This is a genomic window from Streptomyces melanogenes, from assembly GCF_014649795.1.
Classification (GTDB): Bacteria; Actinomycetota; Actinomycetes; order Streptomycetales; family Streptomycetaceae; genus Streptomyces; species Streptomyces noboritoensis.
Genome location: NZ_BMTS01000005.1, coordinates 305,898 through 331,665 on the forward strand (window position 1 = coordinate 305,898; position 25,768 = coordinate 331,665).

The window sequence follows — 25,768 nt, forward strand, 5'->3', positions numbered from 1 at the left end:
GCCGTAGAGACCTTCAGACCTCCAGGAGAAACCCGTGAGCGACACCCACACCACCGCCTCGCACGGCCACGGCCCGTTCATCGCGGCCATCGACCAGGGCACCACTTCCAGCCGCTGCATCGTCTTCGACAAGGACGGCCGGATCGTCTCGGTCGACCAGAAGGAGCACGAGCAGATCTTCCCGAAGCCGGGCTGGGTCGAGCACGACGCCGCCGAGATCTGGACCAACGTCCAGGAAGTCGTGGCGGGCGCCATCGACAAGGCGGGCATCACCGCCGCCGATGTCAAGGCGATCGGCATCACCAACCAGCGCGAGACCACGCTGCTGTGGGACAAGAACACCGGCGAGCCCGTGCACAACGCGCTCGTCTGGCAGGACACCCGCACCGACGCGCTCTGCAAGGAGCTCGGCCGCAACGTGGGCCAGGACCGCTTCCGCCGCGAGACGGGCCTGCCGCTCGCCTCGTACTTCGCCGGCCCCAAGGTCCGCTGGCTGCTCGACAACGTCGAGGGCCTGCGCGAGCGCGCCGAGCGCGGCGAGATCCTCTTCGGCACCATGGACTCCTGGGTCATCTGGAACCTGACCGGCGGTGTCGACGGCGGTGTGCACGTCACGGACGTCACCAACGCCTCGCGCACGCTGCTCATGAACCTCCACGAGATGGCGTGGGACGAGAAGATCCTCGCCTCCATGGAGATCCCGGCGGCCGTGCTGCCCGAGATCCGCTCCTCCGCCGAGGTGTACGGCCACGCCAAGGGCGGCGTCCTGGACGGCATCCCGGTCGCCTCCGCGCTCGGCGACCAGCAGGCGGCCCTGTTCGGCCAGACCTGCTTCTCGGAGGGCGAGGCCAAGTCCACGTACGGCACCGGCACCTTCATGCTGATGAACACCGGTGACAAGCCCGTCAACTCGTACAACGGCCTGCTGACCACCGTCGGCTACCAGATCGGCGAGCAGAAGCCGGTCTACGCCCTCGAGGGCTCGATCGCCGTCACCGGCTCGCTCGTCCAGTGGATGCGCGACCAGATGGGCATGATCAAGACCGCGGCCGAGATCGAGACCCTGGCCTCCTCCGTCGAGGACAACGGCGGCGCCTACTTCGTGCCGGCCTTCTCCGGTCTGTTCGCCCCGTACTGGCGCTCCGACGCCCGCGGTGTGATCGCCGGTCTGACCCGGTACGTCACCAAGGCGCACATCGCCCGTGCCGTCCTGGAGGCCACCGCCTGGCAGACCCGCGAGATCACCGACGCCATGACGAAGGACTCCGGCGTCGAGCTGACCGCGCTCAAGGTCGACGGCGGCATGACCTCCAACAACCTGCTGATGCAGACCCTCTCGGACTTCCTGGACGCGCCCGTGGTGCGTCCGATGGTCGCCGAGACCACCTGCCTCGGCGCCGCCTACGCCGCCGGTCTGGCCGTCGGCTTCTGGCCGGACACCGACGCGCTGCGCGCCAACTGGCGCCGGGCGGCGGAATGGACCCCTCGCATGGACGCCGACAAGCGTGACAGCGAGTACAAGAACTGGCTCAAGGCCGTCGAGCGGACCATGGGCTGGATCGAGGACGAGGAGTAATCGAAATGACCACCCTGCAGAGCGTCCCTGCCCTTGGGACGCACCCGGCCTCCGGCTCCCTTCCGAGCCGCGCCGAAACTCGGGAGCAGCTTTCCAAGGCGACGTACGACCTCCTGGTGATCGGCGGCGGCATCCTGGGCATCTCCACCGCCTGGCACGCCGCGCAGTCCGGGCTGCGGGTGGCCCTGGTGGACGCCGGCGACTTCGCCGGCGCCACCTCCTCGGCCTCCTCCAAGCTCCTCCACGGCGGGCTGCGCTACCTGCAGACCGGCGCGGTGAAGCTGGTGGCCGAGAACCACTTCGAGCGGCGTGCGGTGTCGCGTCAGGTGGCACCGCACCTCGCCAACCCGCTCACCTTCTACCTGCCTGTCTACAAGGGCGGCCCGCACGGCGCGGCCAAGCTCGGCGCGGGCGTCTTCGCCTACTCCGCGCTCTCCGCGTTCGGTGACGGCGTCGGCCACCTGCTGTCGCCCTCCAAGGCCGCGCAGGACGTGCCGGAGCTGCGCACGGACAACCTGAAGGCCGTGGCCGTGTACGGCGACGACCAGATGAACGACGCGCGCATGGCCCTGATGACGGTCCGCGCCGCCGTGGACGCGGGCGCGGCCGTGCTCAACCACGCCGAGGTCACCGGCCTTCGCTTCACCAAGGGCCGGGTCACCGGTGCCGATCTGCGCGACCGCCTCTCCGGCGACGAGTTCGGCGTCAACGCCCGTCTGGTGCTCAACGCGACCGGCCCCTGGGTCGACCACCTGCGCAAGATGGAGGACCCGGACGCGGCCCCCTCCATCCGCCTGTCCAAGGGCGCGCACCTGGTCCTCAAGCGCACCTCCCCCTGGAAGGCCGCGCTCGCGACCCCCATCGACAAGTACCGCATCACCTTCGCCCTGCCGTGGGAGGACATGCTCCTGCTCGGCACCACGGACGAGGAGTTCGAGGGCGACCCGGCGGACGTCGCGGTCACCGAGAAGGACACCGCCCAGATCCTGGACGAGGCCGCGTTCTCGATCCGCGACCAGCAGCTGTCGCGCGATCTGATCACGTACTCCTTCGCCGGTCTGCGCGTGCTGCCCGGTGGTCCGGGCGACACCTCCAAGGCCAAGCGCGAGACGGTCGTCACCGAGGGCCGCGGCGGCATGCTGTCGGTCGCCGGCGGCAAGTGGACGACCTTCCGCCACATCGGCCGTACGGTGATGCAGAAGCTGGAGCAGCTGCCGGGCCGTCCGCTCGGCGACGACTTCGAGCCGATCTCCTCGCTGCCCGGCAAGCTGCCGCTGCCCGGCATAGCCAACCCGCGCGCCGTCGCCCACCGCCTGATGGTGGACGGCCCGGCGCCCGGCCCGCGCATGGCGGCCGACACCGCCAAGCACCTCGCCACGCACTACGGCTCGCTCTCGTTCGACATCGCGCGCCTGGCCAACGAGGACGCGGCACTGGCCGAGCGGATCCACCCGGACGCGCCGGAGATCTGGGCGCAGGTCGTCTACGCGCGCGACCACGAGTGGGCCGAGACCGCCGACGACGTGCTGCGCCGCCGCACCACGCTGACGATCCGGGGCCTGGCCACGGACGAGATCCGCGGCAAGGTCGACGACCTGCTCGGCAAGAAGAACTGACGTATAGTTAGTCCGGCCAGTCAGCCGGAAGGGGCGGTTCCCACGGGGGGAGCCGCCCCTTCCGCATGCCCGGGCCCGTCCCGGCGGGGCTGCCACACCGCGTACACGCGCGTGCAACAACCCGCGCGGACAGTGGATACATGAGATTCCAGGTGCTCTCCATAGTCGGTCACGCCCCGCACCCGCTGACCGGTGAACTCTCCTCCGCAGCCGACCGGTTGGAGGAGGTGCTGAGCGTCGGCGAGGCCGCCGAGCGGCTCGGTTTCGACGCGTACGCGGTCGGCGAGCGGCACGCCGGCGCCTTCCTCTCGTCCAGCCCGACCGTCCTGCTCGCCGCGCTCGCGGCCCGTACCACCCGGATCAGGCTGCTCACCGGTGTCACGGTCGTCGCGATCCTGGACCCGGTCCGGGTCGCGGAGGACTTCGCCACCCTCGACCAGATCTCCCGGGGCCGTATCGAGCTGGTCGTCGGCAAGGGCGCCGAGGCCGGCCACTTCGACCTCTTCGGCCTCGACGAGGCCCGCCAGTGGGACCTCCAGAAGGAGAAGTACGAGCTGCTGCGGCGGCTGTGGAGCGAGGAGGGCGTGGACTGGGAGGGCGAGTTCCGCCCGCCGCTGCGCGGGGTGACGACCGTGCCGCGGCCGTACGCCGGGGTGCCGCGCATCTGGCACGGCTCGGCGACCAGCCTCAACTCCCCCGAGCTCGCCGCCAAGCACGGCGACCCGCTGTTCACCGCCAACGCCATCCAGCCGCGCGAGGCGTACGCGAAGCTGATCGCGCACTACCGGGAGAAGTTCGAGGAGTACGGGCACGACCCGGCGCAGGCGTATGTGGCGGCGGGCTCGGGCGGGCTGCTGATCGCGGACACCGACGCGGAGGCGGTCGCGCGGTACCGGGACGTGTACGAGGCGCGGGTGCGGCAGACCTTCAAGCCGCATCTGGAGGGCAAGCCGGGCTACAACACGCCGTTCAAGACGATCGAGGACGCGATCGAGAACGGACCGCAGCTCATCGGCTCGCCCCAGCGGATCATCGACAAGATCCTCGGCTACCACGAGGTGTACCGCCACGATCTGCAGTCGGTGAGCGTGGACGGCTTCGGTCTGTCGACGGCCGAACAGGTCGACACGCTCCAGCGGTTCGCGGAGGAGATCGCCCCCGTCGTACGGAAGGAGGCGCCGACGCGGCTCTGGGACGCATAATGGGGGCCGATTCATCGGATGTATGCCCCTGTATGGAGGTCGCCCCATGGCAGTCACCGACGAGGCCATCGAGAAGATCAAGGAAATGATCGTCTCCGGTGCGCTGCGCCCGGGCGACCGGCTGCCCAAGGAGAGCGAACTCGCCGCCGAGCTCGGCCTGTCCCGGAACTCGCTGCGCGAGGCGGTCCGCGCGCTCTCCCTGATCCGCATCCTCGATGTCCGCCAGGGCGACGGTACGTACGTCACCAGCCTCGATCCCCAGCTCCTCCTGGAGGCGATGAGCTTCGTCGTGGACTTCCACCGGGACGACACGGTCCTGGAGTTCCTGGCGGTGCGGCGGATCCTGGAGCCCGCGGCGACCGCGATGGCGGCGGGCCTGATCGAGGACGCGCAACTGGACGCGCTGGCGGCCCAGTTGGACGCGCTGGGCCCGGACCCGTCGGTGGAGGAGCTGGTCGCCTGCGACCTGGAGTTCCACCGGGGGATCGTGCAGAGCGCCGGGAACTCGGTGCTCTGCTCCCTCCTGGACGGCCTCTCGGGCCCCACCACCCGGGCCCGGGTGTGGCGGGGCCTGACCCAGGAGGACGCGGTGGCCCGCACGCTCCACGAACACCGAGCGATCCTGGCGGCCCTGCGGGACCGCGACGCGGAGGCGGCGCGTTCTTGGGCGACGGTGCATATCGCGAGCGTGGAGCAGTGGCTCAGGTCCACCCTGTAGGCAACGTTCTGGACGCGCCGGACCACGGCGCGGGGAACTGCGCGACCAGCCACGGACGGCCCGCAGACGAACCTCAGTCCTGTTTCTCCCCGCTCGCGAACCGCGAGATCACCAGCGCGACGATGATGATCGCCCCGTTCAGGAACTGGTTCCACAGGGCCGGGACCCCGCCCAGGGTCATGACGTTGACCACCAGCTGCAGCGTCAGCACACCCGTGAGCGCCCCGAACAGCGTGCCCCGGCCCCCCTTCAGGCTGATCCCGCCGATCACCGCCGCCGCGAACACCTGGAAGATCCAGCCGTTGCCCTGCGTCGCCGCGACCGAGCCGTAGTGGCCGGTGTAGAGGATCCCCGCGAACGCGGCGAGCAGGCCGCCGATCGCCAGGACCGCCCAGGTGATCCGGTCCACCCGGATCCCGGCCGCCCGCGCCGCCTCCGGGTTGCCCCCGATCGCGTACAGCGCCCGCCCGTGGCGCAGCCAGGCGAGCGCGGCGCCGCCGACGGCGAAGAGGGTGAGGCAGATCCACACGGCGGCCGGGGCGCCCAGCCAGTCGGTCTTGCCGAGGTAGCGGAACGACTCCGGCACCTCGGTGATCGACTTGCCCTCGGTGATGCCGACGTGGAGGCCCCGCAGCATCGTCAGCATCCCGAGCGTGGCGATGAACCCGTTGACGTTCAGCTTCAGCATCAGGAAGCCGTTGACCGCACCGATCGCCACGCCCACCAGCAGGCAGAGCGGGATCGCCGTCCAGGTCGGCAGCAGGCCGAGCCCCGCGAACCGGCCGCCCTCCGACGGCAGCACCAGCCACATCGCGATCACCGGCGCGATGCCGATCGTGGACTCCAGGGAGAGGTCCATCCGGCCGCAGATGAGGATCAGCGCCTGGCCGAGCACCAGCAGGCTCAGCTCGGAGGACTGCTGGATCACGCTGATCAGGTTGTCCGAGGTGAGGAAGACCGGCGACACGATGAAGCCGATCACCATCAGCACCAGGATCACCGGGACCAGCGAGAAGTCGCTCCAGCGCACATGCGCGAGCCGCCGCCGCGCGCCCGCGTCCGCCACCCCGGCGGGCGCCGTGGTCACCGTCTCGGTCATGGCCGCTCCCCCACACCTTCCATGGCGGCGACCAGTTCCCGGTCGCTCCACCCGCTGTCGTATGCGGCGACGACCCGCCCGTGGAACAGCGCGAGCACCCGGTCGCACACGCGCAGGTCGTCCAGCTCGTCGGAGACGATCACGGCGGCGTTCCCCTCGTCGGCGACCCGCCGCACCACCGCGAGCAGCGCCTCCTTGGACTTCACGTCGACCCCGGCCGTGGGGCGCACCGCGACCAGCGCCACCGGCCTCCTGGCCAGCGCCCGCGCCACCACGACCTTCTGCTGGTTGCCGCCGGAGAGCCCGGACACGAGCTGCCCCGGCCCCCGGGTCTTGATGTCCAGCGAGGCGATCATCGACCGCGCGAACTCCCTGGTACGGGAGGGCAGTACGGTCCCCCACGGCCCGAGCTGGTCGGTGACGGTGAGCGTGGCGTTCTCCGCGACCGAGCGCTGGGGCACCAGGCCCTGGCGGTGCCGGTCCTCGGGGATGTAGCCGATGCCCGCGTCGAGCGCGTGCGGCACGCTGCCCGGCCGCACCGTCCGCCCGCGCACCGCGATCCGGCCCGCGCTCGCCCGGCGCATCCCGGCCAGGGTCTCGCCGAGCGCGGTGTTGCCGCTGGCGGCGGCCCCCGCGAGGCCCAGCACCTCGCCGGGGCGCACGGCGAGGTCGACCGGCTCGAACTCACCGTCCAGAGCGAGCCCTTCGACCGTCAGGACCGGGGCCGCGTCCTCGCGCACCGCACGGGCGCCCGCGTGCCAGGAGGCTCCCGCGCCCGCCTCACCCGTCATCGCCGCCACCAGGTCGTCCTTGGCCAGCTCGGCCACCGGCGCGGTCACCACATGGCGGGCGTCGCGGTAGACGGTGACGGCGGTGCACAGCTCGTACACCTCCTGGAGGTGGTGCGAGATGAACAGGAACGCCACCCCCTGGGCCTGGAGCTCGCGCAGCTTGGTGAACAGGCGCTCGATGCCGCGCGCGTCCAGCTGGGCGGTCGGCTCGTCCAGGACGATCAGCCGGGCGCCGAACGAGAGGGCGCGGGCGATCTCCACGAACTGCCGCTGCTCCACGGTCAGTTCGCGGGCCCGTACGTCCGGGTCGACGTTCACCCCGTACTCCGCGAGCAGGTCCGCCGCGCGCCGCCGCAGCCGTCCCCAGCGGATCGGGCCGCCCTCGAAGCGGTTCAGGAAGAGGTTCTCGGCGACGGTGAGGTCCGGGACGACCATGGACTGCTGGTAGACGCACGCCACCTTGGCCTGCCAGGCCGCCCGGTCGCCGAAGGCGGGCGCGGGCGCCCCGCCGAAGGCCACCGTGCCGGCGTCCTGCCGGTGCAGTCCGGTGACCACGCCGACCAGCGTGGACTTGCCCGCGCCGTTGCGGCCGACGAGCGCGTGGGACTCGCCGGGCCGCACGGTCAGCGCGACCGAGTCGAGCGCCAGGGTCGGCCCGAAGCGCTTGACGATCCCCCGGGCGTCCAGGGCGGGCGCGGCGCTCACGGTCAGCCCTTCTTCTGGAGCTGGTTGGCCCACAGCGCCGGGTCGTCGGCATTGGCCTTGGTCACCAGCGGCGCCGGGAGCTGGTCCTCGTACCCGCCGGGGATCTTGACGATGGTGGAGCCGTGGTCGGTCGGGCCCTCCTTGAAGGTCTTCCCGTCCAGGGCCGCCTTGGCGTAGTACAGCGCGTACTTGGCGTACAGGTCGGCCGGTTGCGACACCGTGGCGTCGATCTTCCCGGCCTTGAGGGCGTCGAGCTCCTCGGGGATGCCGTCGTTGGAGACGATGGTGATGTGGCCGGACGCGCCCGGCGGCTTCAGGAGGTGCTTCTGCTCCAGGAGGGCGAGGGTGGGCTGCAGGAAGACGCCGCCCGCCTGCATGTAGATGCCGTTCAGGTCGGGGTGGGCGGCGAGCGTCGACTGGAGCTTGGCGGAGGCGACGTCGCCCTTCCAGTCGGTGGCCAGCTCGAAGACCTGGATGCCGGGGAAGTCCTTGGCCATGCACGCCTTGAACGCCTGGGAGCGGTCGCGGCCGTTGATGGAGGACAGATCGCCCTGGAACTCGGCGACCTTGCCCTTCCCCTTCAGCTGCTCGCCCAGGAACTTGCAGGCCTTCTCGCCGTACGCCTTGTTGTCGGCCCGTACGACCATGTAGACGTCGCCTTTGTCGGGGCGCGTGTCGACGCTGACGACCGGGATCTTCCTGCTGTGCAGGGTCTCCAGGGTCGAGGCGACCGCGCCGGTGTCCTGCGGGGCCATGATCACGGCCTTGGCGCCCCGGTCCATGAAGGCGGTGACGTTGGCGACGAGCTTGCCGATGTCGTTCTGCGAGTTGGTGAGCGGCAGCGCGGAGACCTCGCCCGCCCTCGTGCCCTGCTGGATGTACTGCTGGTAGGAGTTCCAGAAGTCGCTGTCGCTGCGCGGCAGGTCGATGCCGACCTTCTTGTCCCCGGTGCCGCCGCCGGAGTCGCGGTTGCAGCCCGCCAGTGCCCCGACGGCCAGCAGTACGCAGCAGGCGGCGGCAGTTGTCGTACGCACTCTCATGGTGGTTGTCCTTCGCGGCTCAGGGGGTGGGGCGCGGGCGCAGGCCCTGCATGCCGCCGTCGACGGCCAGGGCGGTACCGGTGACGCTGGAGGCGGCCGGGCTGGCCAGATACGCGATGGCGGCGGCCACCTCGTCGGCGGTGACCAGACGGCCCATCGGCTGGCGGGCCCGCAGCGCCGCCCGCTCGGCCTCCGGGTCCTCGGCCCCGTCGAGCAGCCGGGCGACCCACGGGGTGTCCGCCGTGCCCGGGTTGACGCAGTTCACCCGGATCCCCTCGGCCACGTGGTCGGCGGCCATGGCGAGGGTGAGGGAGAGCACGGCGCCCTTGGCGGCGCTGTACAGGGCGCGCTGCGGCAGGCCCGCGGTGGCGGCGATCGAGCAGGTGTGGGTGACGGAGACGTGGCCGGGCCGCTCCCGGGCCGCGCGGCGCAGGTGCGGCAGCGCGTGGCGGGCGGTCCGGACCATGCCGAGGACGTTGACGTCCAGGACGCGGTGCCACTCGGCGTCGTCGTTGTCCTCGACGGTGCCGGTGGCGCCGATCCCGGCGTTGGAGACGAGCGTGTGCAGCGCGCCGAACTCCCGCGCGGCCCGGTCCACCGCCTCCCGTACGGCCGCGTCGTCGGTGACGTCCGCCGCCAAGGCGAGGGTGCCGTGCGGGGCGCCCTCGACGTCCCGGTCGAGTACGGCGACCCGGGCGCCCCGGGCCACAAGGAGCCCGGCGGTGGCCGCGCCGATCCCGGAGGCCCCACCCGTGACCAGTGCGGCCAGACCGGTGAAGTCGCGGGGTGCGCCGTCGGACGGGGTGAACTCCCGCAGGGTGCTCATGAGATGACCTCCTGGGCCGGGCGGCGGGCCAGCCACGCCGGTCCGTCCGGGTAGCGGTAGGCGGCGATCGACTCGGGGCGCATCCGGGCCGAGAAGCCCGGGGCGCGCGGTGCGCGGTAGCGGCCGCCCTCGATGACGGCCGGGTCGGTGAAGTGCTCGTGGAGGTGGTCGACGTACTCGATGACCCGGTCCTCGCGGGTGCCGGAGACGGCCACGTAGTCGAACATCGCCAGGTGCTGGACGAGTTCGCACAGGCCCACGCCGCCCGCGTGCGGACAGACGGGGACGCCGTACTTGGCGGCGAGCAGCAGGATCGCCAGGTTCTCGTTGACGCCGGAGACCCGGGCCGCGTCGATCTGCACGAAGTCGACCGCGCCGGCCTGGAGGAGCTGCTTGAACACGACCCGGTTGGCGACGTGTTCGCCGGTGGCCACCTTCACGGGCTGCCCGGCCCGTACGGCCGCGTGGCCCAGGATGTCGTCGGGGCTGGTGGGCTCCTCGATCCAGTGCGGGGCGTACGGGGCGAGCGCGGCCATCCAGCGCAGCGCGTCCGGCACGTCCCAGCGCTGGTTGGCGTCGACGGCGATGCGGATGCCGGGCCCGACGGCCGCGCGGGCCAGCCGCAGCCGCCGTACGTCGTCGTCGAGGTCGGCGCCGACCTTCAGCTTGATCTGCGCGAAGCCGTCCGCGACCGCCTCCTTGGCGAGCCGGACCAGCTTGGCGTCGTCGTAGCCGAGCCAGCCCGGCGAGGTGGTGTAGGCGGGATAGCCCTCGGCGCGCAGCAGCCGGGCCCGTTCGGCGCGGCCCGGTTCGGCGGCGCGCAGCAGGTCCAGCGCCTCCTGCCGGGTCAGTACGTCCGTGAGGTAGCGGAAGTCCACGAGGGAGACCAGCTCCTCGGGGGTCATCGCGGCCAGGAACTCCCAGACGGGCAGCCCGGCGGTCTTCGCGGCCAGGTCCCAGGCGGCGTTGACGACCGCGCCGGCCGCCATGTGCGTCACCCCCTTCTCCGGGCCGAGCCAGCGCAACTGCGAGTCATGGGTGAGGTCGTGGTGGAGCGCCGCGAGATCGGCGGCGCTCCTCGGCGCCGGGCGGCCCACCACGTACGGCCGCAGCGCCTCGATGGCGGCGGCGGTGACGTCGTTGCCCCGGCCGATGGTGAAGACGAAGCCGTGGCCCTCGGGGCGGGCCGGGCCGTCGGTGCGCAGCACCACATAGGCGGCCGAGTAGTCCGGGTCGGGGTTCATCGCGTCCGAGCCGTCGAGCTGCTCCGAGGTGGGGAAGCGGATGTCGTATACGTCGAACCCGGTGACACTCGGCCTCATGCACGCCCCCTGTGGCTGAGTCCTGTCTGAAGAACTCTTGCGACGAACTCCTGCTCGAACATCCGACCTCTCACGGTCATCCGATGTATTCCGGATGTATAGCGCCGGTCGAGCGCCACAGTCCAGGGTCGGGACAGAAACAGGTGAGAAATTTCTGGGCACAGCTCGGATGAATCATCGGGGAGATCGCGCTCTGCCCCGGCTGCTGCCCGTTCATGCGGGGATCACTCCGGCGGGGAGCGTGCCGTGCACGGGGGCTGCGGCGGGGTAGTGCTGAAGCCGTAAGGTTGGGGCGTACGCATGAGGACTTCGGAGGGAGGCACTGGGTGATCGAGCTGGAGGGAGTTCCCGAGCTGGTCGACCCGGTCATGATCGCCGCGTTCGAGGGCTGGAACGACGCGGGCGACTCCGCCTCCTCAGCCGTCGCTCACCTGGAGCGCGAGTGGAAGGGCGAGGTGTTCGCCGCCCTCGACGCGGAGGACTACTACGACTTCCAGGTCAACCGGCCCACGGTGTTCCTGGAGGGCGGCGTCCGCCGGATCACCTGGCCCACCACCCGGCTCTCGGTCGTCCGGGTCGGCGGCGACAAGCCGCGCGACCTGGTCCTGGTGCGCGGGATCGAACCGTCGATGCGCTGGCGCTCGTTCTGCAACGAGATCCTCGGCTTCGCGCACGAGCTGGGCGTGGAGATGGTGGTGATCCTGGGCGCGCTGCTCGGGGACACCCCGCACACCCGCCCGGTGCCGGTCAGCGGGGTCACCTCCGACCCGGACCTGGCCCGCACGATGGACCTGGAGGAGACCCGGTACGAGGGCCCGACCGGCATCGTCGGCATCCTCCAGGAGGCGTGCACCCACGCGGGCGTCCCGGCGGTCAGCCTCTGGGCGGCGGTGCCGCACTACGTGTCGCAGCCGCCGAACCCCAAGGCCACGCTGGCCCTGCTCAACCGCCTCGAAGACCTCATCGACCTGCGCATCCCGCTGGGCGAACTGGCCGAGGACGCCCGGGCCTGGCAGCTCGGCGTGGACCAGCTGGCGGCCGAGGACAGCGAAGTGGCGGAGTACGTCCAGACGCTGGAGGAGGCGCGGGACACGGCGGACCTGCCGGAGGCGTCGGGCGAGGCGATCGCCCGCGAGTTCGAGCGGTATCTGCGGCGGCGCGATGGGGGGCCGGGGCCCGGCCATGCGACGGACGGGGGCGAGTCCACGTCGTATCTGCGGGATACGAGTAGTGGGCGGACTCGGCCTCCGAAGCCGGCGCGCGACGAGCGCGATGAGCCGGAGGAGCCTGGCGACGGCTCGGAGTCGTCGGACGACTAGCGCTCCGCGCCGGATGTGGTGAGTTCGGCTGCGGACCGTGGGTGGCTGGTCGCGCCCACGCGGCGGAGCCGCATATGTCACAGCCCCGCACCCCTGGTGGTGCGGGCGAATTGCACACGTTTCCCAACCCGCCATTATTTAAAACCCAACTGCCCTTACGGGGTGGACGCATCGGCCTCCTGGTAGCAGGGTGTGCCGGGTAGGGACGTGCGCGAACCCGATCCGTAAGCCATCAGATGGGAGCGGGAGCGGCCATGACCGATCAGGCACTCCCGGGCCAGGGCCCCGGAACGGCGGGCCCCGGACCCGATGGAGCTGGATTCACCTACCAAGGCGCCGAGCCGGAGCTGATCGTCGTCGCCCGTCCGGATTCCGCGGCGGACACCACGGCGCTCACCCTGTTCCTCGGCGACCAACAGCTCGCCCTGGAGCCGCTCTTCGGCCGGGGCGCGCAGCCCGAACTGGCGCTCTTCCACCGCGTACGCGGCGCGGCGGACCGGGCCGAGGAGATCGCCGCCCGGCTGGCCGCGCTGCCCGGGATCGAGACCGCCTATGTGAAGCCGGGCGCGGTTCCGGCGGAGTACACGGGCTTCGACGACGAGGTGGTGCGGCGGCTCAAGGAGGGCGCGCCGGTCACCCCCGACTTCACCGGCCGCCAGGGCTACTTGCGGGCCGCGCCCGAGGGGGTCGACGCGTACTGGGCCTGGCAGCGGCCCGGTGGCTCCGGCCGGGGCGTCACCGTCGTCGACGTCGAGGGCGCCTGGCAGTTGGGCCACGAGGACCTGGCGGAGAGGCTCGCCGGGATCGTCGTCGGCACCCCGGTCCAGGACCTGGCGTGGCGCAACCACGGCACCGCGGTCCTCGGCGTGCTCGGCGGCGACCGCGACGACAAGGGCATCACCGGGATCGCCCCGGAGTCGGTCACGGCGGCGGCCTCGTGCGCCTCCCTCGGCACGGCCGCGGCGATCCACGCCGCCGCCGAACGGCTGGCGCCCGGCGACGTCGTGCTGGTCGCACTGCACCGGCCGGGACCCCGGTTCGCATACGAACACCGCGACGACCAGGCCGGATTCCTGCCCCTTGAGTGGTGGCCGGACGACTTCGCGGCGATCCGGCGGGCGACCTCCAGGGGCGTCCTGGTGGTGGCGGCCGCCGGGAACGGCGGGGAGAGCCTGGACGACGCGCTGTACGAGCGGCGGCCCGAGCGGTTCCCCCGGACCTGGCGCAACCCCCTCAACCCCGCCAACCCGTCCTCCGGCGCGGTCCTGGTCGGCGCGGGCGCCCCGCCGCCCGGCACCCACGGCCGCGACCACGGCCCGGACCGCTCGCGGCTCGCGTTCTCCAACTACGGGTCACGCGTCGACGCCCAGGGCTGGGGCCGGGAGACCACGACGACCGGCGGGTTCTGGGACCGGGCGGGCGAACTCCAGGGCGGCGCCGAGGAGATCGCCTGGTACACCGACGCGTTCTCCGGCACCTCCGCCGCCGCGCCCGTGGTGACCGGCGCCCTCGTCTGCCTCCAGGGCATCCTGAAGGCGGCGGACCTGGCGCCGATGACCCCCGAGCGGGCCCGCGAGATCCTGCGGACCACCGGCTCGCCGCAGCAGGACGCGCCGGGGCGGCCCGCCTCCCAGCGCATCGGCAGCCGCCCCGACATCAAAGCGGCGGTGACCCGGCTGATGCCCTCCACGGTCGGCACCGGCCAGGCCGAGCGGTACTGGGACGAGCTCCTCCCGTACCCCCCTGAACTCCCCCCGAGGCTCCGGCTGTTCGTCGCCGGGGCGTGGCGCAACCTCAACGAACCGGCGCCGGAGCTGCGCAGGGCGGTGCACGCCGCCTTCGCCCAGGGACGGCCGGACGTACGCGTCTGGTTCTCGGACGACGAGGTCGTCGGTCTCGTCGTCGCGGGCTGACCGCCCCACGCGTCGGCCCCCGAATCCTCCCCTCCGCACATCGACGCACGACCACCTCACGGCCGATCCATGACCGAACCCACGCATCGACACAGGGAAGGTGACACCCGTATGAGCACCACCCCGCAGATGAGTCAGCAGCAGTACGGTCAGCCGCAGTACGGCCAGCAACAGGGCTTCCCGCAGCAGCAGGGCGGCTTCCCGCAGGGCCAGCAGGGCTTCCCGCAGGGCCAGTCCGGCCAGCAGCAGGGGCCGAACACCTCGCCGCCGCAGATCCAGCAGCAGCTCCAGCAGCTCGGCCAGCAGCAGCCCTTCCAGCAGCTGCTCCAGCAGATGGGGCAGCACATGGGGGGCATGCAGCAGACCGAGCAGCCGCTCGTGCTGCCGAGCGCGATCGAGGCGGCCTCGGTGACCAGCGGCATCGCCACCAAATTCTGGGACGTGGTGACCCCGCTGCCCGGCCAGCCGTCGATCCTGTACCTCTTCATCGCCAACAACTGGCACCCGCTGGCGAACCCGAGCCAGACCACGCATGACGCGGTCCGGCAGGCGTTCGCCTTCGGCCAGCAGGTCATCGGGTTCTTCGACACCAAGACGGGCGCGATCCAGGCCGTCGTGGTGAACCGGCAGTAGCACCGGCACGTACGCGAAAAGGCGCCGGGTGGGCAGTGCCCACCCGGCGCCGTGCTCTGAAGAACTCTCTTAGAGGGCCACGCCGAGCAGCGCGTCGACGGCGCGCGAGACCACGCCGGGCGCGCCCTCGTCCGTACCGCCCTCGGACTCCTGGAGGGCGGCCCAGCGGTCCACGGCCAGGAGCGCCGTCGGGGCGTCCAGGTCGTGGGAGAGGGCGTCGCGGATCTCCTCGACCAGGGCGTCCGCGGACGGCCCGTCGGGGCGGGAGACGGCCGCGCGCCAGCGGGCGAGCCGCTCCACGGCGTCCTGGAGGACCTGGTCGGTCCACTCCCAGTCGGCCCGGTAGTGGTGCGAGAGCAGCGCGAGGCGGATCGCCGCCGGGTCGACGCCGTCGCGGCGCAGCTTGGAGACGAAGACCAGGTTGCCCCGGGACTTCGACATCTTCTCGCCGTGCAGCGCGACCATCCCGGCGTGGACGTACGCCTTGGCCATCGGGAACTCGCCGGTGAGCACCTGGGCGTGCGAGGCGCCCATCTCGTGGTGCGGGAAGGCGAGGTCGGAGCCGCCGCCCTGCACGTCGAAGCCCATGCCGAGGTGGTCGAGGGCGATGGCGACGCACTCGATGTGCCAGCCCGGCCGGCCGCGGCCCAGGCTGGCGCCGTCCCAGCTCGGCTCGCCCTCGCGGGCGGCCATCCAGAGCATCGGGTCGAGCGGGTTCTTCTTGCCGGGGCGCTCGGGGTCGCCGCCGCGCTCGGCGGAGAGCCGCCGCATGGCCTCGGCGTCGAGGTGGGAGACCTGTCCGAAGTGGGCGTCGCTCTCCACGGAGAAGTAGACGTCCCCGTCGAGTTCGTAGGCGGCGCCCGCGTCCCGCAGCCGCTCGACGAGCGGCACGATGCCGGGTATCGCCTCGACGGCTCCGATGTAGTGCTTCGGGGGAAGCATCCGCAGGGCGGTCATGTCCTCGCGGAAGAGCGCGGTCTCGCGCTCGGCGAGCGCGGTCCAGTCGTGTCCGTCGCGGATGGCGCGCTCCAGGAGCGGGTCGTCGACGTCGGTGACGTTCTGGACGTAGTGGACCTGCCGCTTGGTGTCGAGCCACACGCGCTGAACGAGGTCGAACGCGTTGTAGGTCGCCGCGTGACCCATGTGGGTCGCGTCGTACGGAGTGATGCCGCAGACGTAGATACGGGCGACGGGACCGGGGTCGAGGGTGACAAGACCACCGGTCGCGGTGTCGTGGATCCGGAGGTCGCGGCCCTTGCCGGGCAGGGCGGGGACCTCAGAAGCGGGCCAGGCATGCATGTCATGAGCGTAACCGGATGCACGCTCCATATTCGAACCGGATGTGCGCTCTTGGCCGAATACGCGGTCTTGCGCACACCCGGCCCGCCGTGCATGGACCCCGCTTGTCCCGTTACGTCACCGGGGCCGCCGCTACACCGGTGGCCAGGGAATCGGCGGCCACTCGCCCGACGGGCTGCGGTGCACCCCGTCCGACAGGAGGCCCGCCACCCGGCCCCGGAGCGCGTCGAGCTCGGCCGCGGTGATCAGCTCCGCCAGTCGGGTGGCCAGCGGCTCGCCCGGGGCCAGCGCGGCCGCGAGACGGGTCAGCGCGGCCACCGCCTCCTCGGTCAGCGGCTCGCCCGCCCAGCCCCACAGGAGCGTGCGCAGCTTGTCGTCGACGTTGAAGGTGACCCCGTGGTCGATGCCGTAGAGGCGGCCGTCCTCGGTGGACAGCAGATGGCCGCCCTTGCGGTCGCCGTTGTTGATCACGGCGTCGAGCACCGCGAGCCGCCGCAGCCGCTCGTCGTCGGCGTGCACCAGGAGCGCCGTGCGGCCCTCCCCCACGTCCGCGAGCCCGACCGCCTTCCAGCCCTCGCCCGGCTCCTCGCCGTCGACGAGCGCGAGCAGCCCGCCCTCTTCGGGGTCGCCCTCCGGCTGTTCGATCCACAGCTGGACCATGCCCTCGCCGTACGGCCCGTCGCGCAGCACGGTCGGTGGCACCAGGTCCCAGCCGAGAGCCGCGCCGACCTCGTACGCGGCGACCTCGCGCTGGGCGAGCGTGCCGTCCGGGAAGTCCCACAGCGGGCGCTCCCCGGCCACCGGCTTGTAGACGCAGTGGGCGCTGGCGCCCTCGTACGCGACGGTGCAGTACAGCACCGCGTTGGACGCCTCGCGGATCCGGCCGCGCACGGTGAGCTCACCCTTGGTGAGCAGTTCCACCGCCGTCAGGCTCCCCGTCGGTATCCGTTCTGGCGCGGGCATACGTGTCCTTCCGGGTCGAGCGGCAGGCTGCACAGCGGGCACGGCGGGCGGCCCGCGTTGACCACGTCCAGGGCGCGCTTGGCGAAGGCGCGGGCCTGGGCGCCGGTGAGGCGCACCCGCAGCATCGGCGGGCCGTTCTCGTCGTCCTGGAGCAGCCGCTCCTCGGCCTCCGCGAGGTCCTCCTCGGAGTCGGCGTCGAGCTCGACCAGGGCCTGCGCCTCGATGACCATGCGCTGCTCCTCGCCGTCCCAGGCGAGCGCCATGGTGCCGACGCGGAACTCCTCCTCCACGGGGGAGTCGAGCGGCGCGGTGTCGGTGACGTCGGCGGGGGCGACGGCCGGGACGGGCGCGTTGCCGCCGGTGCGCCGCACGACCTCGTCCAGGAGCTCGTCGATCCGCTCGGCGAGGGCCGCGACCTGGGTCTTCTCCAGGGCGACGCTGGTGGTACGGCTGCCCGCGGACGCCTGGAGGAAGAACGTACGGCGTCCGGGCAGCCCGACCGTACCGGCCACGAAGCGGTCCGGTGGGTCGTAGAAGAACACCTGACGGGACACGTCCTGGTCTCCCTATGTCGGATTGAGCGGTGGGTGCGGGCCCGCCGGGGCGGAGCGCGGTGTTTTCGGCCCGTCCACCCTACTGCGCCCGGCGATCACGGTGCTCCCGCGCCACCCCCGACGACGGCCCGGCCGCCGTCGGCCCCGCTCTCCTTGGCCGGCCGCGGCGCCAGCGAGCCGAAGTCACCGGTCTCGCCCAGGCGCATCAGGAACGGGCGCAGCCGGGTGTAGCGGATCGCGGTCAGGGAACACGGTTCCACCGAGATCCGCTGAAAGAGGTCCAGATGCATTCCGAGGGCGTCGGCGACGACCGACTTGATGATGTCCCCGTGCGAGCACATGACGAACACGGCGTCCGGGCCGTGTTCGGCCTCCACGCGCGCGTTCCACTCGCGCACCGCCTCGACCGCGCGCCGCTGCATGGCCGGCATCGACTCGCCGCCCGGGAAGGCCGCGGCCGACGGGTGCTGCTGCACCACCTCCATCAGCGGGTCCTCGGTGAGCTCGGCGAGCTTGCGGCCCGACCAGTCGCCGTAGTCGCACTCGCTGATGCGCTCGTCGGTGTGGAGCGCGAGTCCGGGCCGCGCGTCGAGCAGCGGCCGCAGGGTCTCCCGGCAGCGCTCCAGCGGGCTGGAGACGGCGGCGGCGATCGGCAGCCCGGCGAGCCGGGCGGGCAGCTCGGCGGCCTGGGCGGCGCCCCGCTCGTCGAGCAGCACACCGGGCGTGCGCCCGGCCAGCACGCCCGAGGTGTTGGCGGTGGAGCGTCCGTGACGTACGAGGATCAGCGTGGCCATGTCCGCCAGCGTAGGCCGACCGGCCCGAGCGGGTGCGGCCGGTACGGGTTCGCGGAAGAATGCGCGCCGTGATCGTCGACTGCGCCATCTACCGGGACGGCCGCCGCACCGAGGGCCCGCCGGACTACTCGGACGCCCTCGAGGAGGCCCGGGCGGCCGGGGACGCGTTCGTGTGGCTGGGCATGTACGAGCCCACCGAGGACGAGTTCGACCTGGTCAGCAGCGAGTTCGGGCTGCACGCGCTGGCGGTCGAGGACGCCCTGACAGCCCATCAGCGACCCAAGCTGGAGGTGTACGACGACTCGCTGTTCGTGGTGCTCAAGCCCGTGGCGTACGAGCCGGAGAGCGACACCGTGAGCACCGGCGAGCTGATGCTGTTCATCGGCGACTCGTTCGTGGTGACGGTCCGGCACGGCGAGGGCTCGCCGCTGCACGACGTGCGCATGCGACTGGAGGCCGAGCCGGAGCTGCTGCGGCACGGCCCGACGACCGTGCTGTACGCGGTGAGCGACGCCGTCGTCGACCACTACACGGAGGTGGCCGCGGAGCTCCAGACGGACCTGGAGGAGCTGGAGGCGGAGGTCTTCGCGCCGGTCGGCCGCGAGGGCAAGGGCCGCGCCCCGGGCAACGGGGGCACGGTCGCGTCCCGGATCTACACCTTCAAGCGGCAGGTGCTCGAGTTCCGCCGGGCGAGCGGCCCGCTGGCGGAGCCGATGCAGCGGCTCTCCGGGGCCGGGGTGCCGTTCGTGCACGACAAGGCGCAGCCGTTCTTCCGCGACGTGAGCGACCACCTGATCCGTGCCAACGAGGGCGTGGAGGGCCTGGACCGGCTGCTCTCCGACATCCTCTCCGCCCATCTCGCGCAGATGGGCGTGCGGCAGAACGACGACATGCGCAAGATCTCCGCGTGGGCGGCGATGGCCGCGGTGCCGACGATGGTGGCGGGGATCTACGGCATGAACTTCGCGCACATGCCGGAGCTGAAGTACGTCTGGGCGTATCCGGCGGTGCTGGCGCTGATGGCGGCGCTCGAAGTGGTGCTGTACCGCACGTTCAAGCGCCGCGGCTGGCTCTAGGGAGCCTGCGGGTTACGCGAACTCGGGTGCGGGGGCCGTCGGTCCGCCCAGGGCGTCTCGGTGCTCGGGCATCGCGAGGCTGACCATCCGCCGCCAGCCGCCGGCCCGCTCGTAGGCGTACATGCCGTGGATCCCGGCCGTCAGCGCCGCCGACTTGGCCTTCGGCCAGCCGAGGATGCGGCCCATGTGCGCCATCACGGCCAGGCTGACGTCCCGGTAGACGCGGATCTCGGCGAGCGCGCACTCGCGCAGCACGCGCTGGATGGTGCGGCCGTGCCCGGCGTACGCCAGGCGCAGCAGCTCCTCGTGGCAGTAGGCGAGGTGGTTGTCCTCGTCGTTGCTGATCATCCGGATCGCCCGGCCGACCTCGGGGTGGTCGCCGAAGTACCGGACCAGCATCACCATCTGGTCGGCGGCCCGCTGCTCGGTGACCCGGCTGTGCGAGAGGTAGGTGACGATGTCCTGCTCGGTGAGCGGGCGCTCCGCGCGCAGCCGTTCGTGGGCGAGGCCGATGCCGTGCCGCTCCAGGAGCATCGTGTAGTCGGTCCCGGCCGGCACCGGGACCGGGGTGAGGCCGCGCTTCTTGAGCAGCGCGTTGAAGATCCGCCCGTGCTTGTCCTCGTCGGCGCCGTGCCGGGCGATCTTGGGGGCGAGCTCGTGCTGCTCGGGCGGGACGAGTGCGGAGATACGGCCGTTCTCCCAGCCGCCCTGGGTCTCGCCGCTGGCCGCGATCGAGCAGAAGAGCCGGAACGACTCGTCGTTGTCGAGGATCTCCTGGAACAGGCTCTTGGCCGAAAGCATCGCCGTACCTCCGCATGACTCCCGTACAGACATCTGCAAAGAGCAAGTCAAGTGCGAAGGACAGAACGGGGCAACAGGGGTGCCTCTCCACTGGGCCGAACGAAGGAACGCACGGGGGTGTGTCCGCCCGTAACCCACCCGGCGCACAGCGCGTTGTTCGGGGTGACGGCCGTGGCGGGGAAGACCCCCCGAGCCCCCACCACGGCCGCAGACCTCCCGTCGCGTTTACGCCAGACCGGCGTGCTCCAGCGCCTCGGTGCCCGCCCGCAGCGCCGCCACCCGCTCGTCGAGCGTGAAGCCGGCCGGGGCGAGGGTGAGGGTGGTGACCCCGGCGGCGGCGTAGGCCCGCATCCGGTCGGCGATGCGCTCCACCGAGCCGAGCAGCGTGGTGGAGTCGATGAGCTGGTGCGGGATGGCGGCGGCCGCGCCCGCCTTGTCGCCGGAGAGGTACTTCTGCTGGATCTCGGCGGCCTCCTTCTCGTACCCCATGCGCTGGGCGAGCTGGTTGTAGAAGTTCTGCTTGAAGCTGCCCATGCCGCCGACGTAGAGCGCGGTGTACGGGCGGAACATGTCGGCCAGCGCGTTGACGTCCTTGTCCGCACCGAGCGCCAGCGGCAGCGTCGGGCAGACGTCGAAGCCCTCAAGGGTCTTGCCCGCCTTCTCGCGGCCCGCCCGGAGGTGGCGGATCGCGGTGTCCTCCAGGTGGTCGGCGGAGGGGAAGATCAGCAGGGCGCCGTCGGCGATCTCGCCGGTCTGCTCCAGGTTCTTGGGGCCGATCGCGGCGATGTAGAGCGGGATGTGCTCGCGCTCGGGGTGGACGGTGAGCTTGAGCGCCTTGCCGGGGCCGTCGGGCAGCGGCAGCGTCCAGTGCTCGCCCTCGTAACTGAGGCGCTCGCGGGTCATCGCCCGGCGGACGATCTCGACGTACTCGCGGGTGCGGGCCAGCGGCTTGTCGAACTTGACGCCGTACCAGCCCTCGGAGACCTGTGGGCCCGAGACGCCGAGACCGAGGCGGAAGCGGCCGCCGGAGAGCGAGTCGAGGGTGGCGGCGGTCATCGCCGTCATCGCGGGCTGGCGGGCCGGGATCTGGAGGATCGCGGAGCCGACGTCGATGCGCTCGGTCTGGGCGGCGACCCAGGCCAGGACGGTGGGCGCGTCCGAGCCGTAGGCCTCGGCGGCCCAGCAGACGTCGTAGCCGAGCCGGTCGGCCTCCTGGGCGACGGCGAGGTTGTCGCCGTCCATTCCGGCGCCCCAGTAGCCGAGGTTGATCCCGAGCCGCATGACGGTCCCCTTACTGATCAGTAACGTCCCTGTTCCGGGGGACTCTAGCGCGCGGGCGGGCGGGGCGGCAGGGCTCCCTGAGCCGAGTTGTCCACAGGCCCTCACCGCGTCGCGCCCTGGCCAGTAATCTCAGCGCCCATGGAGCAGAGGCACCTGGGCCGTACGGGCCTGCGCGTATCCCGGATCGGGCTCGGCACCCTCACCTGGGGCCGGGACACCGACGAGCACGACGCCGCCGATCTGTTGAAGGCGTTCTGGGAGGCCGGCGGCACGCTGGTCGACACGGCGGACGTGTACGGGGGCGGCGACGCCGAATACCTGCTCGGACAGCTGGTGGAGCGGCTGGTGCCGCGCCGCGACCTGGTCATCGCGACCAAGGCGGGCAGCGTGCCCGACCCGGACCGGCGCTTCGACGGCTCGCGCGGCCATCTGCTCGCCGCGCTCGACGAGTCGCTGGAACGTCTCGGCACGGACTACGTGGACATCTGGCAGGTCCACGCCTTCGATCCGCAGACGCCGCTGGACGAGACGCTCCAGGCCCTGGACATCGCGGTGAGCAGCGGCCGCGTGCGGTACGCGGGCGTGTCCAACTTCTGCGGCTGGCAGCTCGCCAAGGCGGCGACCTGGCAGCTGGGCGCGCCGGGCGTGCGGACCCGCCTGGCGAGCACGCAGATGGAGTACTCGCTGCTCCAGCGCGGGGTGGAGCGGGAGGTGCTGCCGGCCGCGCTCGACCTCGGGATCGGGCTGCTGCCGTCCTCGCCGCTGGGGCGCGGGGTGCTGACGGGGAAGTACCGCAACGGCACCCCGGCGGACTCGCGCGGGGCGTCCGAGTCGCTGGCGCCGTTCGTCGCGCCGTATCTGGACGAGGCGGCGAGCCGGATCGTCGACGCGGTGGCGATAGCCGCGGACGGCCTCGCGGCGACGCCGCTGCAGGTCGCGCTCGCGTGGGTGCGGGACCGGCCCGGAGTGGCCGCGCCGATCGTCGGCGCGCGCAACGCGCAGCAGCTCGCGGCGGCATTGTCAGTGGAGGCGCTTAGTCTTCCCCAGGAGATCTGCCGGGCGCTGGACGATGTGTCGGCGCCCGTGCACCGCTATCCCGACCAGGACTGGAGCACCTTGTGACCGCGCTTCCCCCGGGGACGGCCCCCGGAACCCCGGCCGAAGGCGTCGCCGACGCCGAAGAGGCCGGTGTGCCCGAAGTGGCCGCGTCAGCTGACACGCCCGAGGGCGCGGGGGGCGCCGAAGGCGCCGAGGACGGGGACGGTGACTTGGCCGAGGTCGAAGGCTCAGCCGAGGGCGGCGGGGCTCGCGGGGGCGCGGACGAGGCGAGGCCCTCGGCCGAGGGCGCAGGCAGCCCTGCTCCCGGCACCGAAGGCGCCGAGGGTGAGGCCGGGGACGACGGCGCCGCCGCGACCGGTGACGGCTCCGCCGACTTGTCCGAGGCGCAGGCCGAGCTCGCCGCCCAGCGGGAGCTGCGGGCCCGGATCGAGGCGCGCAAGGCCGAGAAGGAGGGGCCGGTCGCGGCCGGGACCAAGCTCAGCGGGCAGGCCGCCGACCTGCTCGCGGCCGTCCGGGCGGTCGAGAGCGGCGAGAAGCCGGGGGCGTCGTTCTTCGCCTCCGCCCCGGCCCCCCGCCGCCCCGCCCCGCTCCCGGCCGCCCCCGCGCCGGTACGGACGCAGGCGCCGCAGCCCGCGCGCGTGGCCGCCGGGCCGGAGGCGCTGGCCGCGGTGCGGGCCGTGCTGGGTGAGGGCGGTGCGCCGGACTCGCTGGCCCCGCAGGTCGCCGACGCCCTGGGCGAGCAGGCGGCCGACGTGCTGCGCACCGACCCCTGGCAGCTGCTCGCGGTGCCCGGGGTCCGCCCCGAGCAGGCCGACGGCTTCGCCCGGGCGCTGCTCGGCGCGGAGTGCGGCCCGGACGACCCGCGCCGGACGGCCGCGCTGGTCGCCTGGACCCTGGAGCGCGCGTCGGTCCAGGGCCACACCGCGCTGCCGATCGCGGCGGTGAAGGCGGCTCTCGCCGAGCGCTCGGTGCCCGACGTGGACGAGGCCGTGCGGCACGCGGTCGACGAGGGCGTGGTGCTGGTCTTCGAGAACGGGGTGGCCGCGCTGGACACCGAGCCGGACGACGGCGAGGAGGACACCCCGGAGGAGGAGGCCGCCCCCGTCGAGGTGCTGCTCGGCCTCGACCGGTACGCGCTGGCGGAGGAGAGCCTCGCCGACGGCCTGGCCCGGCTCGCCAACGCCCCGGTGAAGGACGACGGTTCGGACTGGGAACAGGCCGCCGCGGCCGCCCCCTCGCCGTCCGCCGCCGAGCTGATCAGGGCGGTGGCGGGCCACGGCCTGGTCACCCACTCCGGCGGCGAGGCTGCCCGCGCCGAGTCCGCCGCGGTGGTGACCGCCGCCCACGGCCTCGGCCTGCGCGCGGCCGCCGCCGCGCACACCCGGGACGGCCGCCGCCGACTCGCCGGGGCGGTGGGAACCGAGCGCGCCTTCACCGTGGCCGCGCTGCTCTCCGGGGCCGAGGGCCCCGGCCGGGACGAGGACGGGGCACTCGCCCTGGACGTGCTGGTCGTGCCGGACGCCCCGCAGCTCGACGTGGAGGGCGCGGCGATGCTCGTCGAGTCCCTGCCGGACGGCTGCCGGCTGGTGCTCGGCGGGGACCCGGAGGTGCTGGGTTCGGCGGGCGCGGGCCGGGTGTTCGCCGATGTGCTGGCGGCCCGGGCGGTCCCGCACGTGGCATCGCGCACCCCGGACCCCGGCCCGCTCGGCGAGCTGGTCTCGGGGATCGGCGCCGGTGAGCTCGGCCAGGTCGAGGCGCCCGGCAAGGAGGTCGTGATCGTCCCGGTGCGGGACGCGGGCGAGGCGGTGCACCGCTGCGTCCAGCTGGTCGCGGACTCGGTGCCGCGCGCGATCGGGGTGCCGGCCGAGCAGACCCAGGTGATCACGGTCGGCCACGGCGGCTCGGCGGGGACCCGGGCGCTCAACGCGGCCCTGAAGCAGCGACTCAACCCGGGACCCGGTCGGTTCGCGGGCTTCGACCCGGGCGACCGCGTGGCGTACGCGGAGGCGCCCGGGCGCACCTCGGTGGGCGTGGTCGGCTCGGCGGGCCCGGACGGGCTGCACCTCGACTGCGGCGGTGAGCCGCTCGTCGTACCGAAGGAGCGGGTCGAGTCGGCGCTGCGGCACGGCTGGGCGCTGACCGCCCACCAGGCGGCCGGGATGCGCTGGCCCGCGGTCGTGGCGGTGCTGCCGGGGGACGCGGCGCAGGGGCTCAGCCGGTCGTGGGTCTACACGGCGTTCGGCCGCGCCGAGCGCCATCTGTCCGTGGTCCACGGGGTGGACCAGGCGCTCCCGCGCGCGGTGGCCGAGGTGCCCGCCCCGGCGCGTACGACACGGCTCACGCCCCTTCTGGCGTCCCTGCTGCGGACGCCCGAGGCGGAGTAGCCCCGGGCCCGCCCGCCGCGACACACGACAGCCTCCGTGCCCTGTACGGGGCACGGAGGCTGTCGGCCGGGCGCGGAGCACCGCGGGGGTCAGCGCCCCGGAGGGGTCACGACGCTCCCGGCAGGTCGTCCTCGTCCTCCAGCTCGTCCTCGTCGAAGACCGCGCTGACGTCGAACCGGCACACCACCCGCTGCGGATCCGCGTGGTCGAACGGCGTGCTCAGCCACTCCCCCGGCTCCGGCAGCTCGTCCGCCGCCGACACCCACAGCGTGGAGTCGCCCTCCTCCAGGCCGAACTCCTTGTGCCGGGAGGCGATCTCGTCCGGTTCGTACTCCCCGAAGAGCACCCCGAGCGCCGCGTGCACGCTCGTGCCGACCACGGCGGCGGCCCGGTCGTCCTCGGCCGAGTCGTCGGCCTCCGGGTCCAGGTCCGCGATCCGCTGGGCCTGGGCGAGCAGCCGCTGGGGTTCCACCACCGCGTAGTCGCGGCGGATCAGCACGCTCAGCGCGTTCGGCTCCTCCGGGCCCGTGTAGGGCGGCAGGGAGTCGTCGGCGCCCGGGATCTCGAAGGGGGTGACCTCGTCGTACCGGTCGTAGAGCCGCTCGTCGTACGCCTCGGCAGCGGCCGCCAGGGCGTTGAACGCGTCGTACACGGCCGGATCGTCGTCCCCGGTGCGGCGTTCCACCGCCTCCAGGTGGCGGTCCAGCGCGGCTTTGACCGCGTCGGCGGCGGCACGTACCTCGGCAGCGGAGGGCTGCGCAGCATCAGACATAGTGCAGACGCTATCCGTACCGGGG

22 protein-coding genes are annotated in these 25,768 nt (G+C 72.7%); 10 read left to right on the plus strand and 12 right to left on the minus strand.

Features of this window, described 5'->3' with window-relative positions; genetic code table 11:
- Window positions 1–34: 34 nt before the first annotated feature.
- The 4 genes from glpK (at window position 35) to IE252_RS13820 (ending at window position 5,112) form a co-directional block, all read left to right on the plus strand.
- Window positions 35–1,576, plus strand: a complete 1,542-nt coding sequence (gene glpK / locus IE252_RS13805) for a glycerol kinase GlpK (RefSeq protein WP_190089654.1) — start codon at window positions 35–37, stop codon at window positions 1,574–1,576.
- Between the two features lie 5 nt (window positions 1,577–1,581).
- The gene (locus IE252_RS13810) at window positions 1,582–3,192 is read left to right on the plus strand and encodes a glycerol-3-phosphate dehydrogenase/oxidase (protein ID WP_190089655.1); all 1,611 of its coding nucleotides are present in this window, start codon (window positions 1,582–1,584) and stop codon (window positions 3,190–3,192) included.
- A 140-nt stretch (window positions 3,193–3,332) separates the two neighbouring features.
- Complete coding sequence (locus tag IE252_RS13815) at window positions 3,333–4,394, plus strand: LLM class flavin-dependent oxidoreductase (protein ID WP_190089656.1); 1,062 nt, start codon at window positions 3,333–3,335, stop codon at window positions 4,392–4,394.
- Between the two features lie 46 nt (window positions 4,395–4,440).
- The gene (locus IE252_RS13820) at window positions 4,441–5,112 is read left to right on the plus strand and encodes a FadR/GntR family transcriptional regulator (RefSeq protein ID WP_190089657.1); all 672 of its coding nucleotides are present in this window, start codon (window positions 4,441–4,443) and stop codon (window positions 5,110–5,112) included.
- 73 nt (window positions 5,113–5,185) lie between these two features.
- Here the strand turns inward: IE252_RS13820 and IE252_RS13825 are convergent, their stop codons facing one another.
- The 5 genes from IE252_RS13825 to IE252_RS13845 are packed head-to-tail and all read right to left on the minus strand — an operon-like array spanning window position 5,186 to window position 10,895.
- Entirely contained in the window at window positions 5,186–6,211 is a 1,026-nt protein-coding gene (locus IE252_RS13825; RefSeq protein WP_190089658.1) for an ABC transporter permease, read from the minus strand.
- Complete coding sequence (locus IE252_RS13830) at window positions 6,208–7,707, minus strand: sugar ABC transporter ATP-binding protein (protein WP_229848327.1); 1,500 nt, start codon at window positions 7,705–7,707, stop codon at window positions 6,208–6,210. The genes IE252_RS13825 and IE252_RS13830 overlap by 4 nt, the downstream gene beginning before the upstream one ends.
- A gap of 2 nt (window positions 7,708–7,709) precedes the next feature.
- A complete protein-coding gene (locus IE252_RS13835; RefSeq protein ID WP_190089659.1) occupies window positions 7,710–8,747 on the minus strand; it encodes a sugar ABC transporter substrate-binding protein in 1,038 nt (345 codons plus the stop codon).
- 19 nt (window positions 8,748–8,766) lie between these two features.
- On the minus strand, window positions 8,767–9,573 hold the full coding sequence (locus IE252_RS13840) for an SDR family NAD(P)-dependent oxidoreductase (protein ID WP_190089660.1): 807 nt from the start codon (window positions 9,571–9,573) through the stop codon (window positions 8,767–8,769).
- Window positions 9,570–10,895 (minus strand): enolase C-terminal domain-like protein, encoded by a 1,326-nt coding sequence (locus IE252_RS13845; RefSeq protein ID WP_190089661.1) that lies wholly within the window; start codon window positions 10,893–10,895, stop codon window positions 9,570–9,572. Before IE252_RS13845 ends, IE252_RS13840 begins: the two co-directional genes overlap by 4 nt.
- Window positions 10,896–11,221: 326 nt before the next feature.
- On the opposite strand from IE252_RS13845, the gene IE252_RS13850 reads away from it, so the two are divergent.
- From IE252_RS13850 to IE252_RS13860, 3 genes are all read left to right on the plus strand, one after another.
- The gene (locus IE252_RS13850; protein WP_190089662.1) at window positions 11,222–12,214 is read left to right on the plus strand and encodes a PAC2 family protein; all 993 of its coding nucleotides are present in this window, start codon (window positions 11,222–11,224) and stop codon (window positions 12,212–12,214) included.
- A gap of 254 nt (window positions 12,215–12,468) precedes the next feature.
- Complete coding sequence (locus IE252_RS13855) at window positions 12,469–14,127, plus strand: S8 family serine peptidase (RefSeq protein WP_190089663.1); 1,659 nt, start codon at window positions 12,469–12,471, stop codon at window positions 14,125–14,127.
- Window positions 14,128–14,238: 111 nt separating this feature from the next.
- Entirely contained in the window at window positions 14,239–14,760 is a 522-nt protein-coding gene (locus IE252_RS13860) for a hypothetical protein (RefSeq protein ID WP_190089664.1), read from the plus strand.
- 69 nt (window positions 14,761–14,829) lie between these two features.
- On the opposite strand, the gene mshC is transcribed toward IE252_RS13860, so the two are convergent.
- The 4 genes from mshC to IE252_RS13880 all read right to left on the minus strand — a co-directional run bounded on the left by mshC (window position 14,830) and on the right by IE252_RS13880 (window position 18,370).
- Entirely contained in the window at window positions 14,830–16,059 is a 1,230-nt protein-coding gene (gene mshC / locus IE252_RS13865) for a cysteine--1-D-myo-inosityl 2-amino-2-deoxy-alpha-D-glucopyranoside ligase (RefSeq protein ID WP_190089665.1), read from the minus strand.
- Between the two features lie 132 nt (window positions 16,060–16,191).
- Window positions 16,192–17,022, minus strand: coding sequence for an SCO1664 family protein (locus tag IE252_RS13870; protein WP_190089666.1), 831 nt, complete (start codon window positions 17,020–17,022; stop codon window positions 16,192–16,194).
- Entirely contained in the window at window positions 16,986–17,576 is a 591-nt protein-coding gene (locus tag IE252_RS13875; protein WP_101387529.1) for a DUF3090 domain-containing protein, read from the minus strand. The genes IE252_RS13870 and IE252_RS13875 overlap by 37 nt, the downstream gene beginning before the upstream one ends.
- Window positions 17,577–17,671: 95 nt before the next feature.
- Window positions 17,672–18,370 (minus strand): histidine phosphatase family protein, encoded by a 699-nt coding sequence (locus tag IE252_RS13880; RefSeq protein ID WP_190089667.1) that lies wholly within the window; start codon window positions 18,368–18,370, stop codon window positions 17,672–17,674.
- Between the two features lie 59 nt (window positions 18,371–18,429).
- On the opposite strand from IE252_RS13880, the gene IE252_RS13885 reads away from it, so the two are divergent.
- The gene (locus tag IE252_RS13885) at window positions 18,430–19,446 is read left to right on the plus strand and encodes a magnesium and cobalt transport protein CorA (protein WP_190089668.1); all 1,017 of its coding nucleotides are present in this window, start codon (window positions 18,430–18,432) and stop codon (window positions 19,444–19,446) included.
- 12 nt (window positions 19,447–19,458) lie between these two features.
- On the opposite strand, the gene IE252_RS13890 is transcribed toward IE252_RS13885, so the two are convergent.
- Window positions 19,459–20,247, minus strand: a complete 789-nt coding sequence (locus tag IE252_RS13890; protein WP_190089669.1) for a ferritin-like domain-containing protein — start codon at window positions 20,245–20,247, stop codon at window positions 19,459–19,461.
- Between the two features lie 225 nt (window positions 20,248–20,472).
- Complete coding sequence (locus tag IE252_RS13895; protein WP_190089670.1) at window positions 20,473–21,528, minus strand: LLM class F420-dependent oxidoreductase; 1,056 nt, start codon at window positions 21,526–21,528, stop codon at window positions 20,473–20,475.
- 138 nt (window positions 21,529–21,666) lie between these two features.
- Between IE252_RS13895 and IE252_RS13900 the strand changes: the two genes are divergently transcribed.
- Both IE252_RS13900 and IE252_RS13905 read left to right on the plus strand, forming a co-directional pair.
- On the plus strand, window positions 21,667–22,650 hold the full coding sequence (locus IE252_RS13900; protein WP_190089671.1) for an aldo/keto reductase: 984 nt from the start codon (window positions 21,667–21,669) through the stop codon (window positions 22,648–22,650).
- Complete coding sequence (locus tag IE252_RS13905) at window positions 22,647–24,971, plus strand: ATP-dependent DNA helicase (protein ID WP_190089672.1); 2,325 nt, start codon at window positions 22,647–22,649, stop codon at window positions 24,969–24,971. The genes IE252_RS13900 and IE252_RS13905 overlap by 4 nt, the downstream gene beginning before the upstream one ends.
- A gap of 106 nt (window positions 24,972–25,077) precedes the next feature.
- On the opposite strand, the gene IE252_RS13910 is transcribed toward IE252_RS13905, so the two are convergent.
- On the minus strand, window positions 25,078–25,743 hold the full coding sequence (locus tag IE252_RS13910) for a hypothetical protein (RefSeq protein WP_190089673.1): 666 nt from the start codon (window positions 25,741–25,743) through the stop codon (window positions 25,078–25,080).
- Between the last annotated feature and the right edge of the window lie 25 nt (window positions 25,744–25,768).